The organism is Acinetobacter sp. SAAs474 (genome assembly GCF_032823475.1).
In the GTDB taxonomy this organism is placed as follows: Bacteria; Pseudomonadota; Gammaproteobacteria; order Pseudomonadales; family Moraxellaceae; genus Acinetobacter.
In genome coordinates, this window is the sequence record NZ_CP127915.1 from 2,057,464 (window position 1) to 2,075,634 (window position 18,171).

Annotated in this window: 18 protein-coding genes; 8 read left to right on the plus strand and 10 right to left on the minus strand. The window is 36.3% G+C overall.

The annotated features are described in order from the left end of the window. The first annotated feature begins 675 nt into the window (after nucleotides 1–675). Nucleotides 676–2,667: a transketolase gene (gene tkt, locus QSG86_RS10440; protein ID WP_317031433.1), complete on the plus strand. Its 1,992-nt coding sequence runs from the start codon at nucleotides 676–678 to the stop codon at nucleotides 2,665–2,667. 215 nt (nucleotides 2,668–2,882) lie between these two features. Continuing rightward, nucleotides 2,883–3,098 carry a hypothetical protein gene (locus QSG86_RS10445; RefSeq protein WP_317032552.1) on the plus strand — a complete coding sequence of 72 codons (216 nt, stop codon included), beginning with the start codon at nucleotides 2,883–2,885 and terminating at the stop codon, nucleotides 3,096–3,098. A 32-nt stretch (nucleotides 3,099–3,130) separates the two neighbouring features. Here QSG86_RS10445 and QSG86_RS10450 read toward each other — a convergent pair whose 3' ends face one another. Continuing rightward, a complete protein-coding gene (locus tag QSG86_RS10450) occupies nucleotides 3,131–3,601 on the minus strand; it encodes a BLUF domain-containing protein (RefSeq protein ID WP_317031434.1) in 471 nt (156 codons plus the stop codon). Nucleotides 3,602–3,738: 137 nt separating this feature from the next. Further along, nucleotides 3,739–4,011 (minus strand): hypothetical protein, encoded by a 273-nt coding sequence (locus tag QSG86_RS10455; protein WP_317031435.1) that lies wholly within the window; start codon nucleotides 4,009–4,011, stop codon nucleotides 3,739–3,741. A gap of 356 nt (nucleotides 4,012–4,367) precedes the next feature. On the opposite strand from QSG86_RS10455, the gene QSG86_RS10460 reads away from it, so the two are divergent. From QSG86_RS10460 to QSG86_RS10475, 4 genes are all read left to right on the plus strand, one after another. Then, entirely contained in the window at nucleotides 4,368–4,721 is a 354-nt protein-coding gene (locus QSG86_RS10460) for a hypothetical protein (protein ID WP_317031436.1), read from the plus strand. Between the two features lie 106 nt (nucleotides 4,722–4,827). Beyond that, nucleotides 4,828–8,286: a transcription-repair coupling factor gene (mfd, locus tag QSG86_RS10465; protein WP_317031437.1), complete on the plus strand. Its 3,459-nt coding sequence runs from the start codon at nucleotides 4,828–4,830 to the stop codon at nucleotides 8,284–8,286. A 257-nt stretch (nucleotides 8,287–8,543) separates the two neighbouring features. Next, a complete protein-coding gene (locus tag QSG86_RS10470; RefSeq protein ID WP_317031438.1) occupies nucleotides 8,544–8,978 on the plus strand; it encodes an HIT family protein in 435 nt (144 codons plus the stop codon). A gap of 55 nt (nucleotides 8,979–9,033) precedes the next feature. Next, nucleotides 9,034–10,494 carry an adenylate/guanylate cyclase domain-containing protein gene (locus QSG86_RS10475; protein ID WP_317031439.1) on the plus strand — a complete coding sequence of 487 codons (1,461 nt, stop codon included), beginning with the start codon at nucleotides 9,034–9,036 and terminating at the stop codon, nucleotides 10,492–10,494. A 307-nt stretch (nucleotides 10,495–10,801) separates the two neighbouring features. On the opposite strand, the gene fdx is transcribed toward QSG86_RS10475, so the two are convergent. The 8 genes from fdx to QSG86_RS10515 all read right to left on the minus strand — a co-directional run bounded on the left by fdx (nucleotide 10,802) and on the right by QSG86_RS10515 (nucleotide 16,957). Beyond that, nucleotides 10,802–11,140 (minus strand): ISC system 2Fe-2S type ferredoxin, encoded by a 339-nt coding sequence (fdx, locus tag QSG86_RS10480; protein ID WP_317031440.1) that lies wholly within the window; start codon nucleotides 11,138–11,140, stop codon nucleotides 10,802–10,804. Nucleotides 11,141–11,156: 16 nt separating this feature from the next. Next, the gene (hscA, locus tag QSG86_RS10485) at nucleotides 11,157–13,016 is read right to left on the minus strand and encodes a Fe-S protein assembly chaperone HscA (RefSeq protein WP_317031441.1); all 1,860 of its coding nucleotides are present in this window, start codon (nucleotides 13,014–13,016) and stop codon (nucleotides 11,157–11,159) included. A 41-nt stretch (nucleotides 13,017–13,057) separates the two neighbouring features. Next, nucleotides 13,058–13,573 (minus strand): Fe-S protein assembly co-chaperone HscB, encoded by a 516-nt coding sequence (gene hscB / locus QSG86_RS10490; RefSeq protein ID WP_317031442.1) that lies wholly within the window; start codon nucleotides 13,571–13,573, stop codon nucleotides 13,058–13,060. 92 nt (nucleotides 13,574–13,665) lie between these two features. Then, a complete protein-coding gene (gene iscA / locus QSG86_RS10495; RefSeq protein WP_317031443.1) occupies nucleotides 13,666–13,986 on the minus strand; it encodes an iron-sulfur cluster assembly protein IscA in 321 nt (106 codons plus the stop codon). 33 nt (nucleotides 13,987–14,019) lie between these two features. Continuing rightward, complete coding sequence (iscU, locus tag QSG86_RS10500; RefSeq protein ID WP_317031444.1) at nucleotides 14,020–14,406, minus strand: Fe-S cluster assembly scaffold IscU; 387 nt, start codon at nucleotides 14,404–14,406, stop codon at nucleotides 14,020–14,022. A gap of 107 nt (nucleotides 14,407–14,513) precedes the next feature. Beyond that, on the minus strand, nucleotides 14,514–15,731 hold the full coding sequence (locus QSG86_RS10505; protein WP_317031445.1) for an IscS subfamily cysteine desulfurase: 1,218 nt from the start codon (nucleotides 15,729–15,731) through the stop codon (nucleotides 14,514–14,516). A 1-nt stretch (nucleotide 15,732) separates the two neighbouring features. Further along, nucleotides 15,733–16,206 (minus strand): Rrf2 family transcriptional regulator, encoded by a 474-nt coding sequence (locus QSG86_RS10510; RefSeq protein ID WP_317031446.1) that lies wholly within the window; start codon nucleotides 16,204–16,206, stop codon nucleotides 15,733–15,735. Between the two features lie 112 nt (nucleotides 16,207–16,318). Further along, the gene (locus QSG86_RS10515; protein WP_317031447.1) at nucleotides 16,319–16,957 is read right to left on the minus strand and encodes a hypothetical protein; all 639 of its coding nucleotides are present in this window, start codon (nucleotides 16,955–16,957) and stop codon (nucleotides 16,319–16,321) included. A 447-nt stretch (nucleotides 16,958–17,404) separates the two neighbouring features. Between QSG86_RS10515 and QSG86_RS10520 the strand changes: the two genes are divergently transcribed. Together QSG86_RS10520 and QSG86_RS10525 are read left to right on the plus strand one after the other, a co-directional pair. Beyond that, nucleotides 17,405–17,542, plus strand: coding sequence for a hypothetical protein (locus tag QSG86_RS10520; RefSeq protein ID WP_317031448.1), 138 nt, complete (start codon nucleotides 17,405–17,407; stop codon nucleotides 17,540–17,542). Between the two features lie 234 nt (nucleotides 17,543–17,776). Next, nucleotides 17,777–18,049 carry an HU family DNA-binding protein gene (locus QSG86_RS10525; RefSeq protein WP_317031449.1) on the plus strand — a complete coding sequence of 91 codons (273 nt, stop codon included), beginning with the start codon at nucleotides 17,777–17,779 and terminating at the stop codon, nucleotides 18,047–18,049. The last annotated feature ends 122 nt before the right edge of the window (nucleotides 18,050–18,171 follow it).

Below are 18,171 nucleotides of genomic sequence, written 5' to 3' on the forward strand. Positions count from 1 at the left end.
AAATCCGTAAGTTTTTAGAATTGAGTAACATATTTGGAGTTAAATAGATAATTTTTACCATCATTATAGTGATGTCATTTACTTTTGTTGTATAAATGTTTGTAGTAGTAAAATATCTGTTTTTAAAGATATTCATAATTTATGACCACGAAAAAATAAGCATAAAGGGGATTAAATTTATAATTAAAATGGCAGTTTAAAAAATAAAAAACCAGCGATTATTTTTAATCAATATATCAAAATAATGTGAGTTTTAAATCAAAATAAATGACATTAAAAATATCGAAATAAAAAAAATAATTTTAATAAAATGAGTGAAATAGCTTATGATAATAAAGATATTTGTTGATGTTGGATATTCATTAAAATGCTCGCATGTTATCAACATTAGTCAATGAGTTATTACCTTGTGGCGCAGATATGTTTTTATTATTTTTAAGTTGACTTTTGAAAATGGTGTCGTCTAGCTGTCATTATTTTATGCGATATTTATCTGATCATGTTGGCGATGAGTATAGAGATTAACTTTACAAGAAAATCTTAACTTTAATACGAATAATTGATGAAATATTGATGTCAAGCCTTTACCCGCCCTCGTTTTTTTAAGACAATATGGACGATTTTGAAAGTCTTTTCACGATTTCTTCTTATTTTGAACTATTTGGACTCTGATCTATGACAACCCCGCTTAATGAACGTCGTATTGCCAATGCAATTCGTGTATTAGCTATGGATGCTGTGCAAAAAGCAAATTCAGGACATCCTGGTGCGCCAATGGGGATGGCAGATATCGCTGATGTGGTTTGGCGTGAATTTTTAAACCATAACCCAACAAATCCACAATGGGCGAATCGTGATCGTTTTGTACTGTCTAACGGTCATGGTTCAATGCTTCAATACGCATTGCTTCACTTAACGGGCTATGATCTTTCACTTGATGATTTAAAGGCATTCCGTCAATTACATTCAAAAACACCTGGTCATCCTGAGCTGGGATATGCACCGGGTATTGAAACGACCACAGGTCCATTAGGTCAAGGGATTGCGAATGCCGTTGGTTTTGCACTCGCTGAAAAAACTTTAGCAGCACAATTTAATAAAGATGATATTACAGTCATTGATCATTTTACTTATTGTTTTCTCGGTGATGGTTGTTTAATGGAAGGTGTTTCACATGAAGCATGTTCATTAGCAGGTACATTAGGCCTTGGAAAATTAATTGCTTATTATGATGATAATGGTATTTCAATTGATGGTGAAGTGGAAGGCTGGTTCTCTGATGATACAGAGCAACGTTTTCGTGCCTATGGTTGGCAGGTTTTAAAAGTAGATGGTCATGATGCGGCTGCAATTCGTGCGGCAACTGTGCTTGCTCAAGAAGAAACCACACAGCCAACATTGATTATTTGTAAAACAATTATTGGTTTAGGTTCTCCAAATAAGCAAGGTAAAGAAGATTGCCATGGTGCACCATTAGGCAATGATGAGATTGCATTGACACGCCAAGCATTAGGTTGGGCTGAAGAAGCATTTCATATTCCTGCCGATATTTATGCTGCATGGGATGCAAAAGAAAAAGGTGCACGATTAGAAGCGCATTGGAATGAAACTTTTACAGCATATGCACAGCAATATCCTGTAGAAGCTGCTGAACTTAAACGTCGTTTATCTGGTGAATTGCCTGCTGATTTTTCTGCACAAGCAGATGCATACATCGCTGAAGTGAATGCTAAAGCTGAGACGATTGCAACACGTAAAGCAAGTCAAAATGCCATTCAGGCTTTTGCACCGTTATTACCAGAAATTTTAGGTGGTTCTGCAGATTTAGCCGGATCTAACTTAACTTTATGGAAGGGTGCTGAAGGTCTTCAAGATAATCCTGCAGGAAATTATGTGCATTATGGTGTGCGTGAGTTTGGTATGACCGCAATTGCCAATGGTGTAGCATTACATGGTGGTTTTATTCCTTACGTGGCAACATTCTTAATGTTTATGGAATATGCACGTAATGCAGTACGTATGTCTGCTTTAATGAAGCAGCGTGTTATTCATGTCTATACACATGATTCGATTGGTTTGGGTGAAGATGGACCGACACACCAGCCTGTAGAGCAGATTGCATCATTACGTGGTACACCAAATCTTAATACTTGGCGCCCGTGTGATACCGTAGAGGCTGCTGTTGCTTGGAAGTCTGCCTTAACACGTGCCAATGGGCCTACAGCGCTTATTTTTTCTCGTCAAAATTTGCCATTTCAAACACGTACTACAGTACAAATTGAGAATATTGCCAAAGGTGGTTATATTTTAGCTGAGGAAAAAGGTGAGTTAAAAGCGATTATTATTGCAACAGGCTCTGAAATTAGCTTGGCAATGGAGGCTTATGCTCAACTGGATGGTGTACGTGTTGTTTCTATGCCATGTGCTGAAGCATTTGTAAAACAAGATGCTGCGTATCGTGAAGCTGTTCTTCCTGCGCATATTCGTGCTCGTGTTGCTGTTGAAGCGGCACTGGTTGATTATTGGTGGAAATTTGTTGGTTTAGATGGCAAAGTGATTGGGATGACCACGTATGGTGAGTCTGCACCAGCAAAAGATCTCTTCCAGCATTTTGGTATCACTACAGATGCTGTTGTTGCAGCCGTTAAGGATGTGATTGCAGCATAATATTGTAAAACTTACATAAGTTAAAAAATTGGGCTGTCCTGTTAGCTTAATGGGGCAGTTTTTTATTGAATAAGGACTTTATTTTAACCATTATGTTGTAAATAAATTCCTTGTTTATATTCAATGACGGAATATGATAATCGGTATATAGTATGCCAATTCATTAAGTATTCATGGTTAGTCAATGGTCAATCATGACCGAAAGTGAGGAAAATATGAGTCTTTATGATCAAATTAATGAAGAAGTAATTTTAATGGAAGCGGGGGAGCAAAAGTGGATTGGCTTAGATTTACCGCTAGAAAGTATGATGGCGGTTGAATTAATGCTACAGGATCTGCAAGAAGAGCATTTGATCAAGATTCGTCGTCGTAACCATGAGAAGCATACCGGTTTAAAGCAAGTTGATCGTATTTTAATTGAAAAGCTCTAGTCTTATAGAGCTTTTCAAAGGGTAGGATGGTATTAGAAATAATGAGAATAGTGAAAGCGTTTTGTTGATGGGCCTGCAGAGTAAGCCTCTTGCTCATTTTCCAGATAAAGAATGTCCACAATTTGATCCAGTTGCGTTTCGGTCAAGCGTTCGGGTGTAAAGTGGTCAAAATGTAAATCATTCATTAGGCTTTTTACTGGGTCAGTTATGCTGACATATTTCATGGTCCATTTTTTAAATCTAATGTCGTTAATTTTTTCAATTTTTAATAGATGAATATGTTCGTGGCGGCGATCTTTTAAAATATTGGCATATAAATGGCGAATCGTTGTTTCCTCACCTTCCAAACATTGTAAGAAAGAGCCATCTGCATAATACAATGTACCATGAATATCGTGTTGAAAATTAAATTGTTTGGCTGTAATTAAGATATCACGAATATCTTCAATGAGTGTCAATCCTCCCGACTTGTATTTACTGCAATAACATAACTGAATTAACATAATTTTTACCTGATATATAAAGAATTAAGGTCTTGTGATTATTTACTGGTCTTGACTTGTTTTTGTTTATTTAAGCAATTTATAAAATATCAACAGACCTTAATTTTTTGTTAGATTATTGTTTTATTATAATTTAACTAATTTAATAGGTGATTTGTACACCATGATAAAAAATCATGTTTATGTAGAAAATTAGGTGCACTGGTTAAATCTAATACTTTAATGTGACCTTGTTGATGGATTTCTAATCCATGATCTCCATGTAGCCCAATAATTGAGCTTCGATCATAATGATAAGCAGAGATAAATGTCAGTACTCGATCAAAATTATTTTTTGCTAATATTTCAGGATATTCTGCGATGAAATTATAGATTTGTTCAATTTCAATCAAACTTATAGATTTTTGCATGTCTACACCTTAAATTTAGTTGTTTTGAATTATTTTCATGAAAAATATAATGCTTTTTAACATAAATTAAGACGAAAAAACTTACAAGTGATCATTAATTGATCAATTAGGGCGTAAGATATTGAAACAATGAGGTAAAAAAATAATATTTTTTTAAAAAAATTAAAAAAAACTTTATAAAAAATAGTAAAAACAATTATTTATTTTTAATTGAACTATGTTTTATTTTTTAATTTTTTTCTGTAACATGGCTTAAAAATACTTAGTTTAAGTTAATTTAATCACATTAATCTTGTGTGTTTTTTATGTATCTTATTATAAAATTAGTTTAATTTTCGTTATCTAATGGTGAAGATATGCTAGAAATAATCACTAAATTTATCAATAAGAGTAACCGTAAGCTAGAACAAAAATATCTCATCGATCATCAAATCATATTTGATGCTGAGCTGGGCTATATTGTCGATGGTATGGTGATTAATGAATTATCTGAACGGTTGCATTATTTTTCTAATCGAAGAATGGATAAATTTGATGATTTGAAGGCGTTATATTTTAATGCGATCATGATTAATGAAAAAATTGATTTGGAAATCGCCACTGGGCGTTATGTAGCACGGTTAGGAAATAATCAGGAAAATTTAATGCAACTTAAAAAAATTATTAAAAAATTAAATGATTATTATCGAGAGTTTTTAAGAGAAAGATAAAAATATTGTTCAGCTTTAAATTAGCTATCCTCACTAAAAATAGCGCTTTTATTGTATACAACGTGTTAGTATTTAAAGCTGTTGTTTAGATTTTAAAGCCAGATCAATGTTTCAACAAGAAATTTCTCAGTTGCGTATCGCATCGCTAAAAGCGAGTGAAAAGCGTTGGATAGGTAATTTACAAGGCTCTGCGGCAGCGTTGCTTTTTAATGAAATTAGTCTACAGTCTGAACGATTATTGGTGATCGTTGCCCGTAACAATCAACATTTGAATCAGCTGGAGAGTGAGCTGGAATTCTATGGCATTAAGCCTGCTATATTTCCAGATTGGGAGATACTTCCTTATGATCGCTTGTCTCCGCATCAAGATATTGTTTCAGAAAGATTGGCCATTTTGTCTAATATGCCACAGCAGGGTATATTACTGGTTTCTGCAACAACCTTAGCCCAGCGAATTTCTCCTACATCATGGATTTTAGGTCAGCATTTTGATATTCGAGTTGGACAAAAATTTGCCTTAGAACAACAAAAATCATCATTGATTCAGGCAGGTTACCACTTGGTCGATACGGTCTACGATCATGGTGAGTTTGCGGTTCGTGGTAGTATTATGGATATTTATGCATCTGGTCAAACAGCACCGATCCGTATTGATTTATTTGATGATGAAGTTGAAAGTTTAAAATTTTTTGATCCTGAAACCCAGCGTACGACCCAGTCACTGCAATTTTTTAGCGTTTTACCGGCAAAAGAGTTTCCGTTAAAAGAAGGGCGTTCAGTATTTCGTGACCGTTATGCAGAAATGTTTCCAACGGCTAATCCAAAGAAAAATCCACTGTATCAAGATGCTTTAGATGGTATTGCGTCACCTGGTATAGAATTTTATTTGCCGCTTTTTTTCACTGATGCACAAATGAAATCACAAAGTGCATTGATGTCGTATTTACCGAGTAATGCAATTGTCATTACAGATAAGTATTTTCATGATGAACTGGATCGTTATTGGACTGAAGTATCAAAAAGATATGAAGATCGGCGTTATAATATAGATCAGCCATTATTGGCACCAGATCAATTGTTTTTACATCCCAATACAATTTTAGAGCAGCTGAATCAGTTTGCTCGTATGATTGTATCTATAGAAAATTTTCCTGAAAAATCGGGTGTTATTCATGTTGCTACCGAGGTACCTCCTCGTTTAGCGGTAGATCCCAAAAGTGAGCAACCTTTTTCAGCAGTTAAGGATTATATTGATCAGTTGCATCATCCCGTATTGTTGGTGGCTGAAAGTGCGGGTCGACGTGAATCCTTACGTGATGCATTGAGAGCAACACTGGGGAATATTCCGATAGTGGATAGTTTTGCAAGCTTTCAGCGTTGCTTGCAACCGATTGCAATTACCCATGCACCACTAGATCGTGGTTTGGTCATTACTGATCATTTAAGTATTATTTCTGAAAATCAGTTGTATGAACATCGTGTAATACAGCGTAGAAAAAAGCGTCAGCAAGAGGTCTCAGAAGAATTTTTAATCCGTAGTCTGACTGAACTAAATGTGGGTGCACCAGTTGTACATATTGATTATGGTGTGGGGCGTTACGCAGGTTTGGTTACATTGGCGATCGATGGTCAAGATCATGAGTTTGTACAACTGGATTATGCTGATGCCGCTAAAGTATATGTACCTGTAACCAATTTGCATTTAATTAGTCGATATAGTGGTGGAGATCCAGACTTAGCACCATTACATAAGCTAGGGACAGATACATGGACGAAGGCAAAGCGTAAAGCATTGGAGCAAATTCATGATGTTGCTGCTGAGTTGTTGCATATCCAAGCACGCCGTCATGCAAAACCAGGTTTGGCGTTTAGCCTTGATGAAAAAATGTATATGCAGTTTTCGGCAAGTTTTGCTTATGAGGAAACACTCGATCAAGCCAATGCGATTGAGGCAACTTTATATGATATGCAGCAAGCTAAACCGATGGATCGTCTTGTCTGTGGTGATGTGGGTTTTGGTAAAACAGAAGTTGCGATGAGAGCAGCCTTTGTTGCGGTACAGAATAATAAACAGGTGGCTGTATTGGTGCCAACCACTTTATTGGCACAGCAACATTATGAGTCCTTTAAAGATCGTTTTGCAGATTGGCCGGTACGAATTGAAGTACTGTCCAGATTTGGTTCTAGCAAATCTCATTTAAAAACCATCGAGGATCTTGCTGCTGCCAAAGTGGATATTGTAATCGGTACGCATAAGATTTTGCAGGAAAATATTCAGTTTAATGATCTTGGTTTAATGATTGTTGATGAAGAACATCGTTTTGGTGTGCGAGACAAAGAGCGAATTAAAGCCTTACGCGCAGATGTGGATATGTTGACACTCACTGCTACGCCAATTCCACGAACACTAAATATGGCATTTAGTGGCATGCGAGATTTATCGATTATTGCTACACCTCCCGCACGCCGTTTGGCTGTAAAAACTTTTGTGCAAGAGCATACTCAGGAGGCTGTTAAAGAGGCTATCTTGCGTGAATTATTGCGTGGAGGACAAGTTTACTTTTTACATAATGAAGTGGAGACAATTGAGCGAACGGTAGCCAGTATACGTGAGCTTGTTCCCGAAGCACGTGTTGCTGCTGCACACGGCCAAATGCGTGAGCGTGAACTTGAACACGTGATGCAGCAGTTTTATCACAAAGAATATAATGTATTGGTTTGCTCCACCATTATTGAAACCGGAATTGACGTACCGAATGCGAATACCATCATTATTGAGCGCGCAGATAAACTTGGATTAGCACAACTTCATCAATTGCGTGGCCGTGTAGGGCGTTCTCATCATCAGGCTTATGCCTATCTATTGGTGCCTTCAATGAAAGCTTTGAAGGGTGATGCTGAAAAACGCTTAGATGCAATTGCTCGTGCATCCACATTAGGCGCAGGTTTTATGTTGGCAACAGAGGATCTGGAAATACGAGGTGCGGGTGAGTTACTGGGTGAACAACAAAGTGGTTCAATGCAAGCGATTGGCTATAGCTTGTATATGGAAATGTTAGAAAAGGCCACAAAAGCGATTCAAAAAGGTCAAACACCAAATTTTGATGCACCTTTGTCATTAACTGCTGAAATTAATTTACATTTACCTGCATTGATTCCTGAAGAATATTTAGGCGATGTACATCAACGATTACTGTTTTATAAACGTATTAGTAATACAGATACAACGGAAAAACTTGACCATATTCGTATGGAGTTGATCGATCGTTTTGGTATTCCACCTCAAGCTGTAAAGCATTTGTTTACTGTACATCAAATTCGTTTACATGCAGAGCAGTTGGGTATTACCAAAATGGATATTCATGCACAGGGTGGATATTTTGAATTTTCTCCCGATACGCCAGTGCAAGCGATGACCATTATCCAGATGATGCAGAAACATCCGAGTTATTTTAAAATGGAAGGTGGACAACGTTTGAAAGTGATGGTGATGTTGGAGGATTGGCAAAAAAGAATTCAATTTATTCAAGATATGATGAATACGTTATCAAAAGATTTAGCTTAGTATGCCTATATTCTAAGCACAATCATTTGCTGATTATCATTGCAGATCGGATGGCAAAATAGCATGGTTTATCATGATTAAAAAAGATGTTAATTTTTGATCATGATGAACAGTCAATCAGACTAAAAAACAAGCTGAACCATGATTATTGCTGTGTGATGAATAAAATTGTATTGAAAGATGTGATATGCAATATTCACGCTCTTTGGTATGTGATAGTATTAGTCATCATTCTAATTTACATCATTGATAAAGATATGTTTAGTTTGCATCCACAACTTGCTCAAGACACTTTTTATGTCGGCGACTTTCCATTGTCAACATGTCGTTTAATGAATGATATGCAATTTCCATGGTTAATTTTAATTCCTCGAGTCGCGGGTATTACCGAGCTTTATGAATTAAGTCAGGCTGATCAAGAACAATTTTTACGCGAATCAAGCTGGTTATCCAGTCAACTTGCACGTGTTTTTCGTGCAGATAAAATGAATGTTGCAGCATTAGGAAATATGGTTCCTCAATTGCATTTTCATCATGTCATTCGATACCAAAACGATATTGCGTGGCCTAAACCTGTATGGGGAACACCTGCTGTACCTTATAGCAGTGATGTACTTGCACATATGCGTCAAACGTTAATGCTTGCTTTGCGTGGTCAAGGCGATATGCCATTTGACTGGAGAATGGATTAGTTGATTGAGCCATGACGTAATCATGGCCTTCTAATCCTTTTGATAGGAGGCAACCATGTCTTTAAGCAATTGGATGGATCGGCAGCCCGCACAATTTGAATATTTACATCGGGTGATGGCTTATAGTAGTTTAGCCCTCATTCTGATTGTTTATTATTTTAGTTATCACAATGCTAATTATCAGATTTATTTATCCTTATTTATAATTACATTGTTGTTTTTATTACCTAAAATTTCAGCGTGGATTGAATATAAATCTAATAAAGCACTGCATTCAAGTTTATTTTTTGCACTCGATATTATTATCATTGCAATATTTTTATCCGCCGTACATCTTAATTTAGTTTTAACTTTATGTGCGTTATTTACATTACTCTATCGCATTATCCATCGTAAAATTTCCTTTATTATTGTCGCTGTTGCTTCATTATTTGCCATTTTACTCTTTTACCTATGTAATATTTTTATTTTTGGAACAGATGCTTACTTTGCTACAACTTCTGTGGAACTGACGGTATTGGCTTTTTTGTGTTTGATGAGTTATTTTGCTGTTGGAGAGCTCTATCAAGTGCGTTATATGAGTACAGTGCTGGAGCAACAACAGCATTATTATTTACAAATGCATCGTTATATCGAATTTTCTAACCAACTAAGTCGGTATGCTCCATCACAGCTTTGGCAATCCATTATGAAGGGTGAGTCAGAGGCTAAAATTAATTATAAACGAAAAAAAATGACAATTTTCTTTTCTGATATTCAAGGTTTTACTGCGTTATCTGAGGATCTAATTCCAGATGATCTAGCATTTTTATTAAATGATTATTTAAGTCATATGACTGAAATAGCTCAGCAATATGAAGCTACTGTAGATAAATTTATGGGAGATGCCATTTTAATTTTTTTTGGCGATCCGATCACACAGGGTGTTGAAAAAGATGCTAAAACTTGTATAGAGATGGCATTGGCAATGCGACGGCAAATGATATTGCTACGTGAGCGTTGGATTAAAATGGACTATCCTGCATTACATATCCGTATGGGAATTAGTACTGGATATTGTCATGTGGGTAATTATGGTACTGCACAGCGAATGGCTTATACCATTGTGGGGCGTGATGTGAATCTGGCTGCAAGATTACAAAATGCAGCTGAGACAGATGAGATTCTTATTGCAGAAGATACTTACAAGTTGATTAAAGATGATTACTGCTGTATTGCCAAGCCACCAATTGATTTAAAGGGTATTCAACAACAGATCAAGACTTGGCAAGTCATTGACAAGTTTGATTACCATTCTGTTGTACAGCAACAATGGTTTGATTATGAATATCAGGGTTTTCATTTGTTACTGAACTTAAATGAAGTTCAACATTTTGAATATCCAGCATTAATTGAAATTTTGCAACATACTATAGAGCGTATTCAATCACAGCAATCAGTCAGCATGACTACAGAAGCGGTGGCTAAATTGCATCTAGAGAAAGAGGGGGGTGTTTTAGTAGAGACGCAAAAATGATATTCAATCGGAAGATTGATTTTATGTTATTGTGAATGAGCATTGGATAAAAATAAGTGTAATTAATCTATATCATGAGATATTGAATTCATTAGTGTTGCTTAATCTGAATAAAGAAACTACAATTTTATATACTGATTTTTACAGAATTTAGCTATAGCTTAAATCTGTGCCTTGTATTAAAAAACTAGTTTAAACTAAAAAGTCTGCCCGATCATGTTTAGGTTAACATCAATAGATACTGTTTTTATTTAATGGCTAGACATCACTACTCATTGAGTGTGATCTCTAGCCATTATTTTGATACTTAGTGATTTTCTGATGCGTGGTTAATGGTGTATTTTGGAATTTCAACCTCTAAGTCTTCATTAACGATATCCACTTGACAAGATAGACGTGAATCAGGTTCAAGCCCCCAAGCACGATCAAGCAAATCTGCTTCAACATCATTCATTTCTGCTAAACTATCAAATCCTTTACGAATAATGACGTGGCAGGTCGTACAAGCGCATGACATATCGCAGGCATGCTCAATTTTAATTCCATTTTCTAGTAAGCTTTCACACAAGTTTGCATTTGGTTGAACTTCAAACTCAGCACCTTCAGGGCAAATTTGCGCATGTGGAAGAACTTTAATACGTGGCATAGTCTGTACCTATTAATTAGTTTGAGTTTGACCAATCATCGAGTTTTGTGCCTTTAAGTGCAGCATCAATATGTTGATTCATACGCTGAGCTGCAAAAGCATCACTGTGGATTTTAAGCTGTTCAACAGCATGTTCAATTGCTTCAATTTGATCGCTTTTCAACTGAATGATCAGCGCATCCTTGGCAATATTGAGTTGATTAAGCTGCTGAGAGGTCATTAATTGACTATCTGCTTTTAAGGCCTGTTCAAGTGCTTCAAGTTCACGTTGTGCTTCTACTTTGGTTTCCTGTAGATGACGTAGATTTTTGTCTTCTTCAGCAAATTTAAAGCCATCGAGTAATAAGCGTTCTGTATCGATTTCAGATAATCCATATGAAGGCTTAATATCAATTTCAGCATGTACGCCAGAAGTGGTTTCTTTGGCAGAAACCGTCAATAATCCATCTGCATCTACTTGAAAGGTCACCTCAATACGTGCTTGTCCAGCAGTCATTGGCGGGATCCCGTGTAGCACAAATCGGCCTAAGCTACGACAGTGTTCAACCAGTTCTCTCTCACCTTGTACGACATGGATTAACATTGCGGTTTGACCATCTTGATACGTGGTAAATTCTTGACGTCGAGCAACTGGAATAGCCGTATTCCGTGAAATCAATTTTTCAACTAATCCGCCCATGGTTTCTAAACCAAGAGAAAGTGGTGTTACGTCAAGCAATAATGTGCCATCAGTAGAATTACCAATAAGTTGATTGGCAGTGATTGCAGCACCAATTGCGACAACTTCATCAGGATTAATACTACACAGTGGTTCTTGTTTAAATACCGCTTTTACTGCTTGTTGTACTGCATAAGAACGTGTAGAACCTCCCACAAGAACAATATTTTCAATATCTGAAATATCGAGTTTTGCATCACGTAATACGCGTTGACACACCTGTATGGTTTTGTCGAGTGCAACTTTAATAATATCTTCAAATGTTGAACGATCTAGTACAATCGTCTGTTGTAAGATATGTAAATGAACCGTTTCGTGTGTACTTAATGCTTCTTTGGCTTTACGTGCTGCAACCAAGCTGGTGGCATATTCAATATCATCAAGATGATCAATATTTAGCTGTTTTTTAGCCCATTTAAGAATTAAACGGTCTAAATCATCTCCACCTAGTGCGGTATGACCCCCTGTTGCCAGTACTTCAAATACACCTTGAGAAAAGCGTAAAATAGAGACATCAAATGTGCCTCCACCCAGGTCATAAATCACATAGTTTCGATCAGTTGCTAAACGATTATTTTGATCTAACCCATAAGCAACTGCTGCTGCAGTTGGCTCATTGAGTAAACGTAAAACATTTAGTCCCGCAAGTTGGGCCGCATCTCGGGTTGCTTGGCGTTGTGCCTCATCAAAATAGGCAGGAACCGTAATAACAGCACCATTTACTGCATTTTTTAAACTGTCTTCAGCACGATTTTTGAGTTGCTCTAATATTTCTGCAGAGATTTCAACAGGTGTTTTTCTGCCTTGTACTGTTTCAAATGCTGGCATTTGATGGTCATCACCAACTAAAGTATAAGGATGTTGAAATTTGATATCTGCTTTTGAACGACCCATAAATCTTTTCACAGAAATAATGGTATTGGTTGGATCTGTAGTGATAAAGGGCTTTGCAGCATCACCATAAAATGATGTTTCTGGGCTGTAGTGTACAATAGATGGAAGTAACACTCGACCTTGTTCATCATGAAGAACTTTTGCTTGACCCGACAGTACCGTTGCAACGAGAGAGTGGGTCGTACCTAGATCAATACCGATTGCAATACGGTGTTGATGTGGTGCACTTGATTGACCAGGTTCTGCAATTTGCAAGAGCGCCATTGTGTTAAATCCTTAGTACTAAATAATATTGAAAAATTAAATTAAAAATCATCATCTAAATCAAAATGATCATCGTCGAGTAAACGATCTTCAGCTTGATTAATATCAGCCATGACTTTTACAAAAAAGCGCAGTTTACGTACGGTATCACGTGCTTCAGCCCAATCTTCAGCTTGATAATCAATTTTAAATTCTCGAGCCAAACCCTCAATCCACTGCTGAACTTCAATTCTAAGAGATTGCAGTTGTGCTGTCGTTTGTGCTTCTTCCAGTTGTTCACGAATTTCTAAGGCGTCTTGTAAAAACTCAAAATCACTGATCGATTGATCAAGATGATAATCTTGTTTTTTAAGTGCGAGTAAGTATCCTGCACGGCTATCAATATTTAATAGTGTTTTATATGCTTGATTAATTTCACTAGATTGAATTAATGCTTGATTTTTATCATCGGCTTTATCGGGATGATATTGTTGTTGCAGTTTTAAAAATTCGGCTTTAAGCACTGTCAAATCGATATCGAGTGTGACAGGAAGATTGAACAACTCAAAATGATTCATGAAAAATATCCGCAATCATTTGCAACGTTATGCGTTAAATATGATTAAAACAGTGTAATTTTACACTGTTTTAATGGTGTGAAATGTAGTGCTTATACAGTGAATGATTCACCACAGCCACATTCACCTTTTTTATTGGGGTTATTGAATTCAAATCCTTCATTTAAGCCATTTTTAACATAGTCCATTTCTAAACCTTCTAAATAAACTAAACTTTTAGGATCTACAAATACTTTAACGCCAAATTGGTTGAAAACTTCGTCATGTGCATCAATATCATCAACGAATTCGAGCACATAGGCTAGACCAGAACAGCCTGAAGTTTTCACACCCACGCGAATACCTTCACCCTTACCGCGATTTTTTAAATAATTGCTGATATGAGTTGCAGCATTTTCGGTTAAATGGATCATGAAAACTCCAAAATATTGACTAAGAAACTTAAATTAAGCTTTGGTTTTCTTGCTGCGGTAATCTTCTACTGCAGCTTTAATCGCATCTTCAGCAAGCACAGAGCAATGAACTTTAACTGGTGGAAGTGCGAGCTCATTAGCAATATCAATATTTTTAATTGCTTGTGCTTCATCCAGTGTTTTGCCTTTTAACCATTCGGTTACGAGTGAGCTTGAGGCAATTGCTGAACCACAGCCATATGTTTTAAAACGTGCTTCTTCAATAATGCCTGAATCATTTACTTGAATTTGTAAGCGCATTACATCACCACATGCGGGTGCACCAACCATGCCAGTACCGACATTGTCTGCATTTTTATCTAAAACACCAACATTACGTGGGTTTTCATAATGATCAATTACTTTTTCGCTATATGCCATGTTGCTTCTCCAAACCTCGGGGTCAGCCTATATATAAAATATGGGGGATGAATTAACGTTTTACAATGAAGATAGCTTTATGTCTAAAACGATCTTCGTACAGTGTTTTAGTGCTCAGCCCATTCAACAGTTGAAAGGTCAATACCTTCTTTGTACATATCCCAAAGAGGAGATAGTTCACGTAATTTTTCAACTGCTGCTTTGGTCACCTCTAAGACATGATCGATATCTGCTTCAGTGGTGTATTTACCAAAACTAAATCGAATTGAGCTATGTGCCAGTTCATCAGTTAAACCTAGCGCACGCAGTACGTAAGATGGTTCTAATGTTGCGGATGTACATGCAGAACCTGAAGACACGGCAACGTCTTTGAGTGCCATCATTAATGATTCACCTTCAACAAAATTGAAGCTGACATTTAAATAGTTAGCAACATTATAAGTCGGATGACCATTTAAAAAGACTTGTTCTAGATCTTGTAAGCCATTCCAGAGTTTATCACGTAGTATACGAATACGTTGTTGCTCAGCTTCCAGATTTTTACCTGCAAGTTCAAATGCTTCGCCCATACCTACGATTTGATGCGTTGCTAAAGTTCCTGAGCGCATACCACGTTCATGACCGCCACCATGCATTTGTGCTTTTAGGCGTACACGTGGTGAACGACGTACAAACAATGCACCAATCCCTTTAGGGCCATAAATTTTATGAGCAGAGAAACTCATTAAATCTACTTTCATTGTCGAAAGATCAATGTCAACTTTACCCGCTGCTTGAGCCGCATCGACATGGAAAAATACTTTATTGGCACGTGTGATTTCACCGATTGCAGTTACATCGGTAATGCTACCAATTTCATTATTAACCATCATTAGCGAAACGAGGATTGTATCTGGACGAATCGCAGCTTCAACCATTTCAGGTGTAATTAGTCCTGTTTGTGGTTGGGGTTCAAGATAGGTAATTTCAAACCCTTCTGCTTCTAGCTCACGACACGTATCTAAAATTGCTTTATGTTCAATTTTACTGGTGATGATGTGTTTGCCTTTAGACGCATAAAACTGTGCAACACCTTTTAGTGCTAAGTTATCCGACTCAGTTGCACCAGAGGTCCAGACGATTTCACGTGGATCAGCTTTAATTAGGTTTGCAACTTGCTCACGTGCATATTCAACTTTTTCTTCTGCTTGCCAACCGTATGCATGAGAACGAGAAGCCGCATTACCAAAAGTACCGTCAAAAGTTAAACACTCCATCATTCGTTCTGCAACGAGAGGATCTACAGGAGTTGTTGCTGCATAATCAAGATAAATTGGGCGTTTCATGTCAAATACCTTTAACCGATAATAAGTCTGAATCTGATGGAGCTGAGTTTTGACGTATGGCAACAGTTTGAACGTTGTCACGTGCAACAAGATCAGCTAATGTAATATTCGCTAAATAATCGGCAATGTGGTTGGAGAGATCTTGCCATAAATCGTGCGTTAAACACATCGCGCCATTTTGGCAATTACCTTTATGGTCACAACGTGTTGCATCGACAGTTTCATTTACAGCTTCAATAATTTCTAACATTGTGATGTCATGCGCATTTCGTGCAAGATGGTATCCACCATTTGCACCACGAATGCTTGAAACTAAACCGTGTCGCTTAAGTTTTGCAAAAAGTTGCTCTAAATAGGCAACAGAAATTGTTTGTCGAGCTGCAATTTCGGCTAAGGTGATCGTTTGTTCAGTTGGCTGCAAAGCTAAGTCAAGTAGAGCAGTCACTGCGTAGCGACCGCGAGTGGTTAAGCGCATGATTCGATACACAAGGTTAGACTAGATGAATTGATTTTAAGAATCCTGACTAAATTAGTCAAGTTTTTTTATGAGGATCTAAAGAATAAAATTAAGCCAATTTTTGATTGGCTTAGAAAGTAGTATACATTAATAATGCTATGAGAATCACTATGATCGTTAAAAAGCTAATGTTTAATCGTTTTTGATTGCGTTGTAGACGACGAATTCGGTTTTTATATTGAATTAACTCTGTTTGTAATGTGTTGATTTTAGAGCGTTGTAGATCAATTTTTTGCAACAGTGTACTGACCCGCTTTTTAGAACTATGAATATGCTCTGGCTCATTTTGTTTGCTAAACCATTGCTTCCAGTCTGATATGACGTGAGGAAAACTAAATAATAAGATAAGATCTTTAAATTGATCCGCAAGGATTTTATCACCATCAATTCTTAATGTTCGGATACTGCGCTTATTGCCAAAAGCCACAATTTGAATTAAATCCATCAAGGTGGTGCGGATATCCAGATCAATTGCTTTGGCTGGAGGCTCAATATCGAATAAGATGCCATGTTCTTCAAATTGAACATAAAAATCAAAATATGGAATATAGCTATTAATTTTGAGAGTAATTTTATTATCAATAAAGTTTTTTGCTTGTAATGCAATCACTTGATCATGTTTTAGCACAAAGGTAAAAACAGACTCAATGACAATTAAACAAGTGGTTAATAGTATATTTGACTTTTGTTGTTGTTGTGAATCGCTCATAAAAATTCCTTTAAACTCAAAAATCGCCCAAAGTTATGCATCATTCCGGACAAAAAATAAATATTAGTGCTTTGTAGAATAGTTTTGTCAAAGGTGCAAGTGGTAGATTTGTTATTATTCACTTAATTCCTTTTTTTTTAAACAAGTGCGCTTTAAATAAACAATTGAGCAGATAAAATAACAAATACGCTCTTTTTTTGATGTATTACAATCCTAACAACAACGGTTCAGAGTTATTGTGTAAATGTTTTATTTTTTGGGAAGAATATCCGTGTATAGCGTAATTACTGGTTATTTTAATCCAGTTTTAGTTAGGTTTTTGTGCGTGACGTTTTTATTGTAAATAAAGTTCAAGAAAATAAGTAGATATTTGGCGAAAATTTAATTCCAAGTGTTTGTTTTGTTTCTAATATTTTATATAAGATCTCGATTTTTTTGAACTGAGCTATGATGATTGATGTGCAAGATATACGGGTAAAAAACAATTTAATCCTTCAGTGGAATGATGATCGTGCTTTAGCGATTGGAGTAGATCCTTTTTTGCTGTTGTATTTAGATTCAAAAGATCTTAAAAATAAAGCATGAAAGTAAATTTTTTAGATGAAATAAAAAATAAAAAACCAAAAATAAAATAGAGCAAAATAATTCTTTAGCAATTATTTCATATTTATGAGGTGTTTTTTTTCCATTTATTTTGTATAAAAGAGAACCTTAAGTATTGCTTTTATGCTCAAAGCATTGATATAAAGGCATTACGGTAACTCAAACTAAATCTTTGGACCTTACTTAAATAAACGATATTAAGAGGACGAAATTTTCATGAATAAATCAGAATTAATTGATGCTATTGCAGAAAAAGGGGGATTGTCTAAGACTGATGCTGGTAAAGCGTTGGATGCTACAATTGCTTCAATTTCAGAAGCTTTAAAAAATGGTGATACTGTTACTCTGGTCGGTTTTGGTACTTTTAGTGTAAAAGAGCGTGCTGCTCGTACAGGTCGTAATCCACAAACTGGTGCTGCTTTAGACATCAAAGCAAGCAAAGTACCAAGTTTTAAAGCTGGTAAAGGTTTAAAAGATTCAGTAGCTTAATCTTTTATATAGTCCAGAAGCGCGCCTTATGGCGCGTTTTTTATTACAATGCATAAATAAGTGTGTGTAAGCATTCATTCATTGCTGGTTTTCGGGTAGAATCTCGCTAAAATAAAAGTTGG

What these genes read in the sequence shown, in the direction of transcription:
- tkt (WP_317031433.1), top strand. Translation starts at nt 676, where the DNA reads ATGACAACCCCGCTTAATGAACGTCGTATTGCCAATGCAATTCGTGTA.
- QSG86_RS10445 (WP_317032552.1), top strand. Translation starts at nt 2,883, where the DNA reads ATGAGTCTTTATGATCAAATTAATGAAGAAGTAATTTTAATGGAAGCG.
- QSG86_RS10450 (WP_317031434.1), bottom strand. Translation starts at nt 3,601, where the DNA reads ATGTTAATTCAGTTATGTTATTGCAGTAAATACAAGTCGGGAGGATTG.
- QSG86_RS10455 (WP_317031435.1), bottom strand. Translation starts at nt 4,011, where the DNA reads ATGCAAAAATCTATAAGTTTGATTGAAATTGAACAAATCTATAATTTC.
- QSG86_RS10460 (WP_317031436.1), top strand. Translation starts at nt 4,368, where the DNA reads ATGCTAGAAATAATCACTAAATTTATCAATAAGAGTAACCGTAAGCTA.
- mfd (WP_317031437.1), top strand. Translation starts at nt 4,828, where the DNA reads ATGTTTCAACAAGAAATTTCTCAGTTGCGTATCGCATCGCTAAAAGCG.
- QSG86_RS10470 (WP_317031438.1), top strand. Translation starts at nt 8,544, where the DNA reads ATGTTTAGTTTGCATCCACAACTTGCTCAAGACACTTTTTATGTCGGC.
- QSG86_RS10475 (WP_317031439.1), top strand. Translation starts at nt 9,034, where the DNA reads ATGTCTTTAAGCAATTGGATGGATCGGCAGCCCGCACAATTTGAATAT.
- fdx (WP_317031440.1), bottom strand. Translation starts at nt 11,140, where the DNA reads ATGCCACGTATTAAAGTTCTTCCACATGCGCAAATTTGCCCTGAAGGT.
- hscA (WP_317031441.1), bottom strand. Translation starts at nt 13,016, where the DNA reads ATGGCGCTCTTGCAAATTGCAGAACCTGGTCAATCAAGTGCACCACAT.
- hscB (WP_317031442.1), bottom strand. Translation starts at nt 13,573, where the DNA reads ATGAATCATTTTGAGTTGTTCAATCTTCCTGTCACACTCGATATCGAT.
- iscA (WP_317031443.1), bottom strand. Translation starts at nt 13,986, where the DNA reads ATGATCCATTTAACCGAAAATGCTGCAACTCATATCAGCAATTATTTA.
- iscU (WP_317031444.1), bottom strand. Translation starts at nt 14,406, where the DNA reads ATGGCATATAGCGAAAAAGTAATTGATCATTATGAAAACCCACGTAAT.
- QSG86_RS10505 (WP_317031445.1), bottom strand. Translation starts at nt 15,731, where the DNA reads ATGAAACGCCCAATTTATCTTGATTATGCAGCAACAACTCCTGTAGAT.
- QSG86_RS10510 (WP_317031446.1), bottom strand. Translation starts at nt 16,206, where the DNA reads ATGCGCTTAACCACTCGCGGTCGCTACGCAGTGACTGCTCTACTTGAC.
- QSG86_RS10515 (WP_317031447.1), bottom strand. Translation starts at nt 16,957, where the DNA reads ATGAGCGATTCACAACAACAACAAAAGTCAAATATACTATTAACCACT.
- QSG86_RS10520 (WP_317031448.1), top strand. Translation starts at nt 17,405, where the DNA reads ATGATGATTGATGTGCAAGATATACGGGTAAAAAACAATTTAATCCTT.
- QSG86_RS10525 (WP_317031449.1), top strand. Translation starts at nt 17,777, where the DNA reads ATGAATAAATCAGAATTAATTGATGCTATTGCAGAAAAAGGGGGATTG.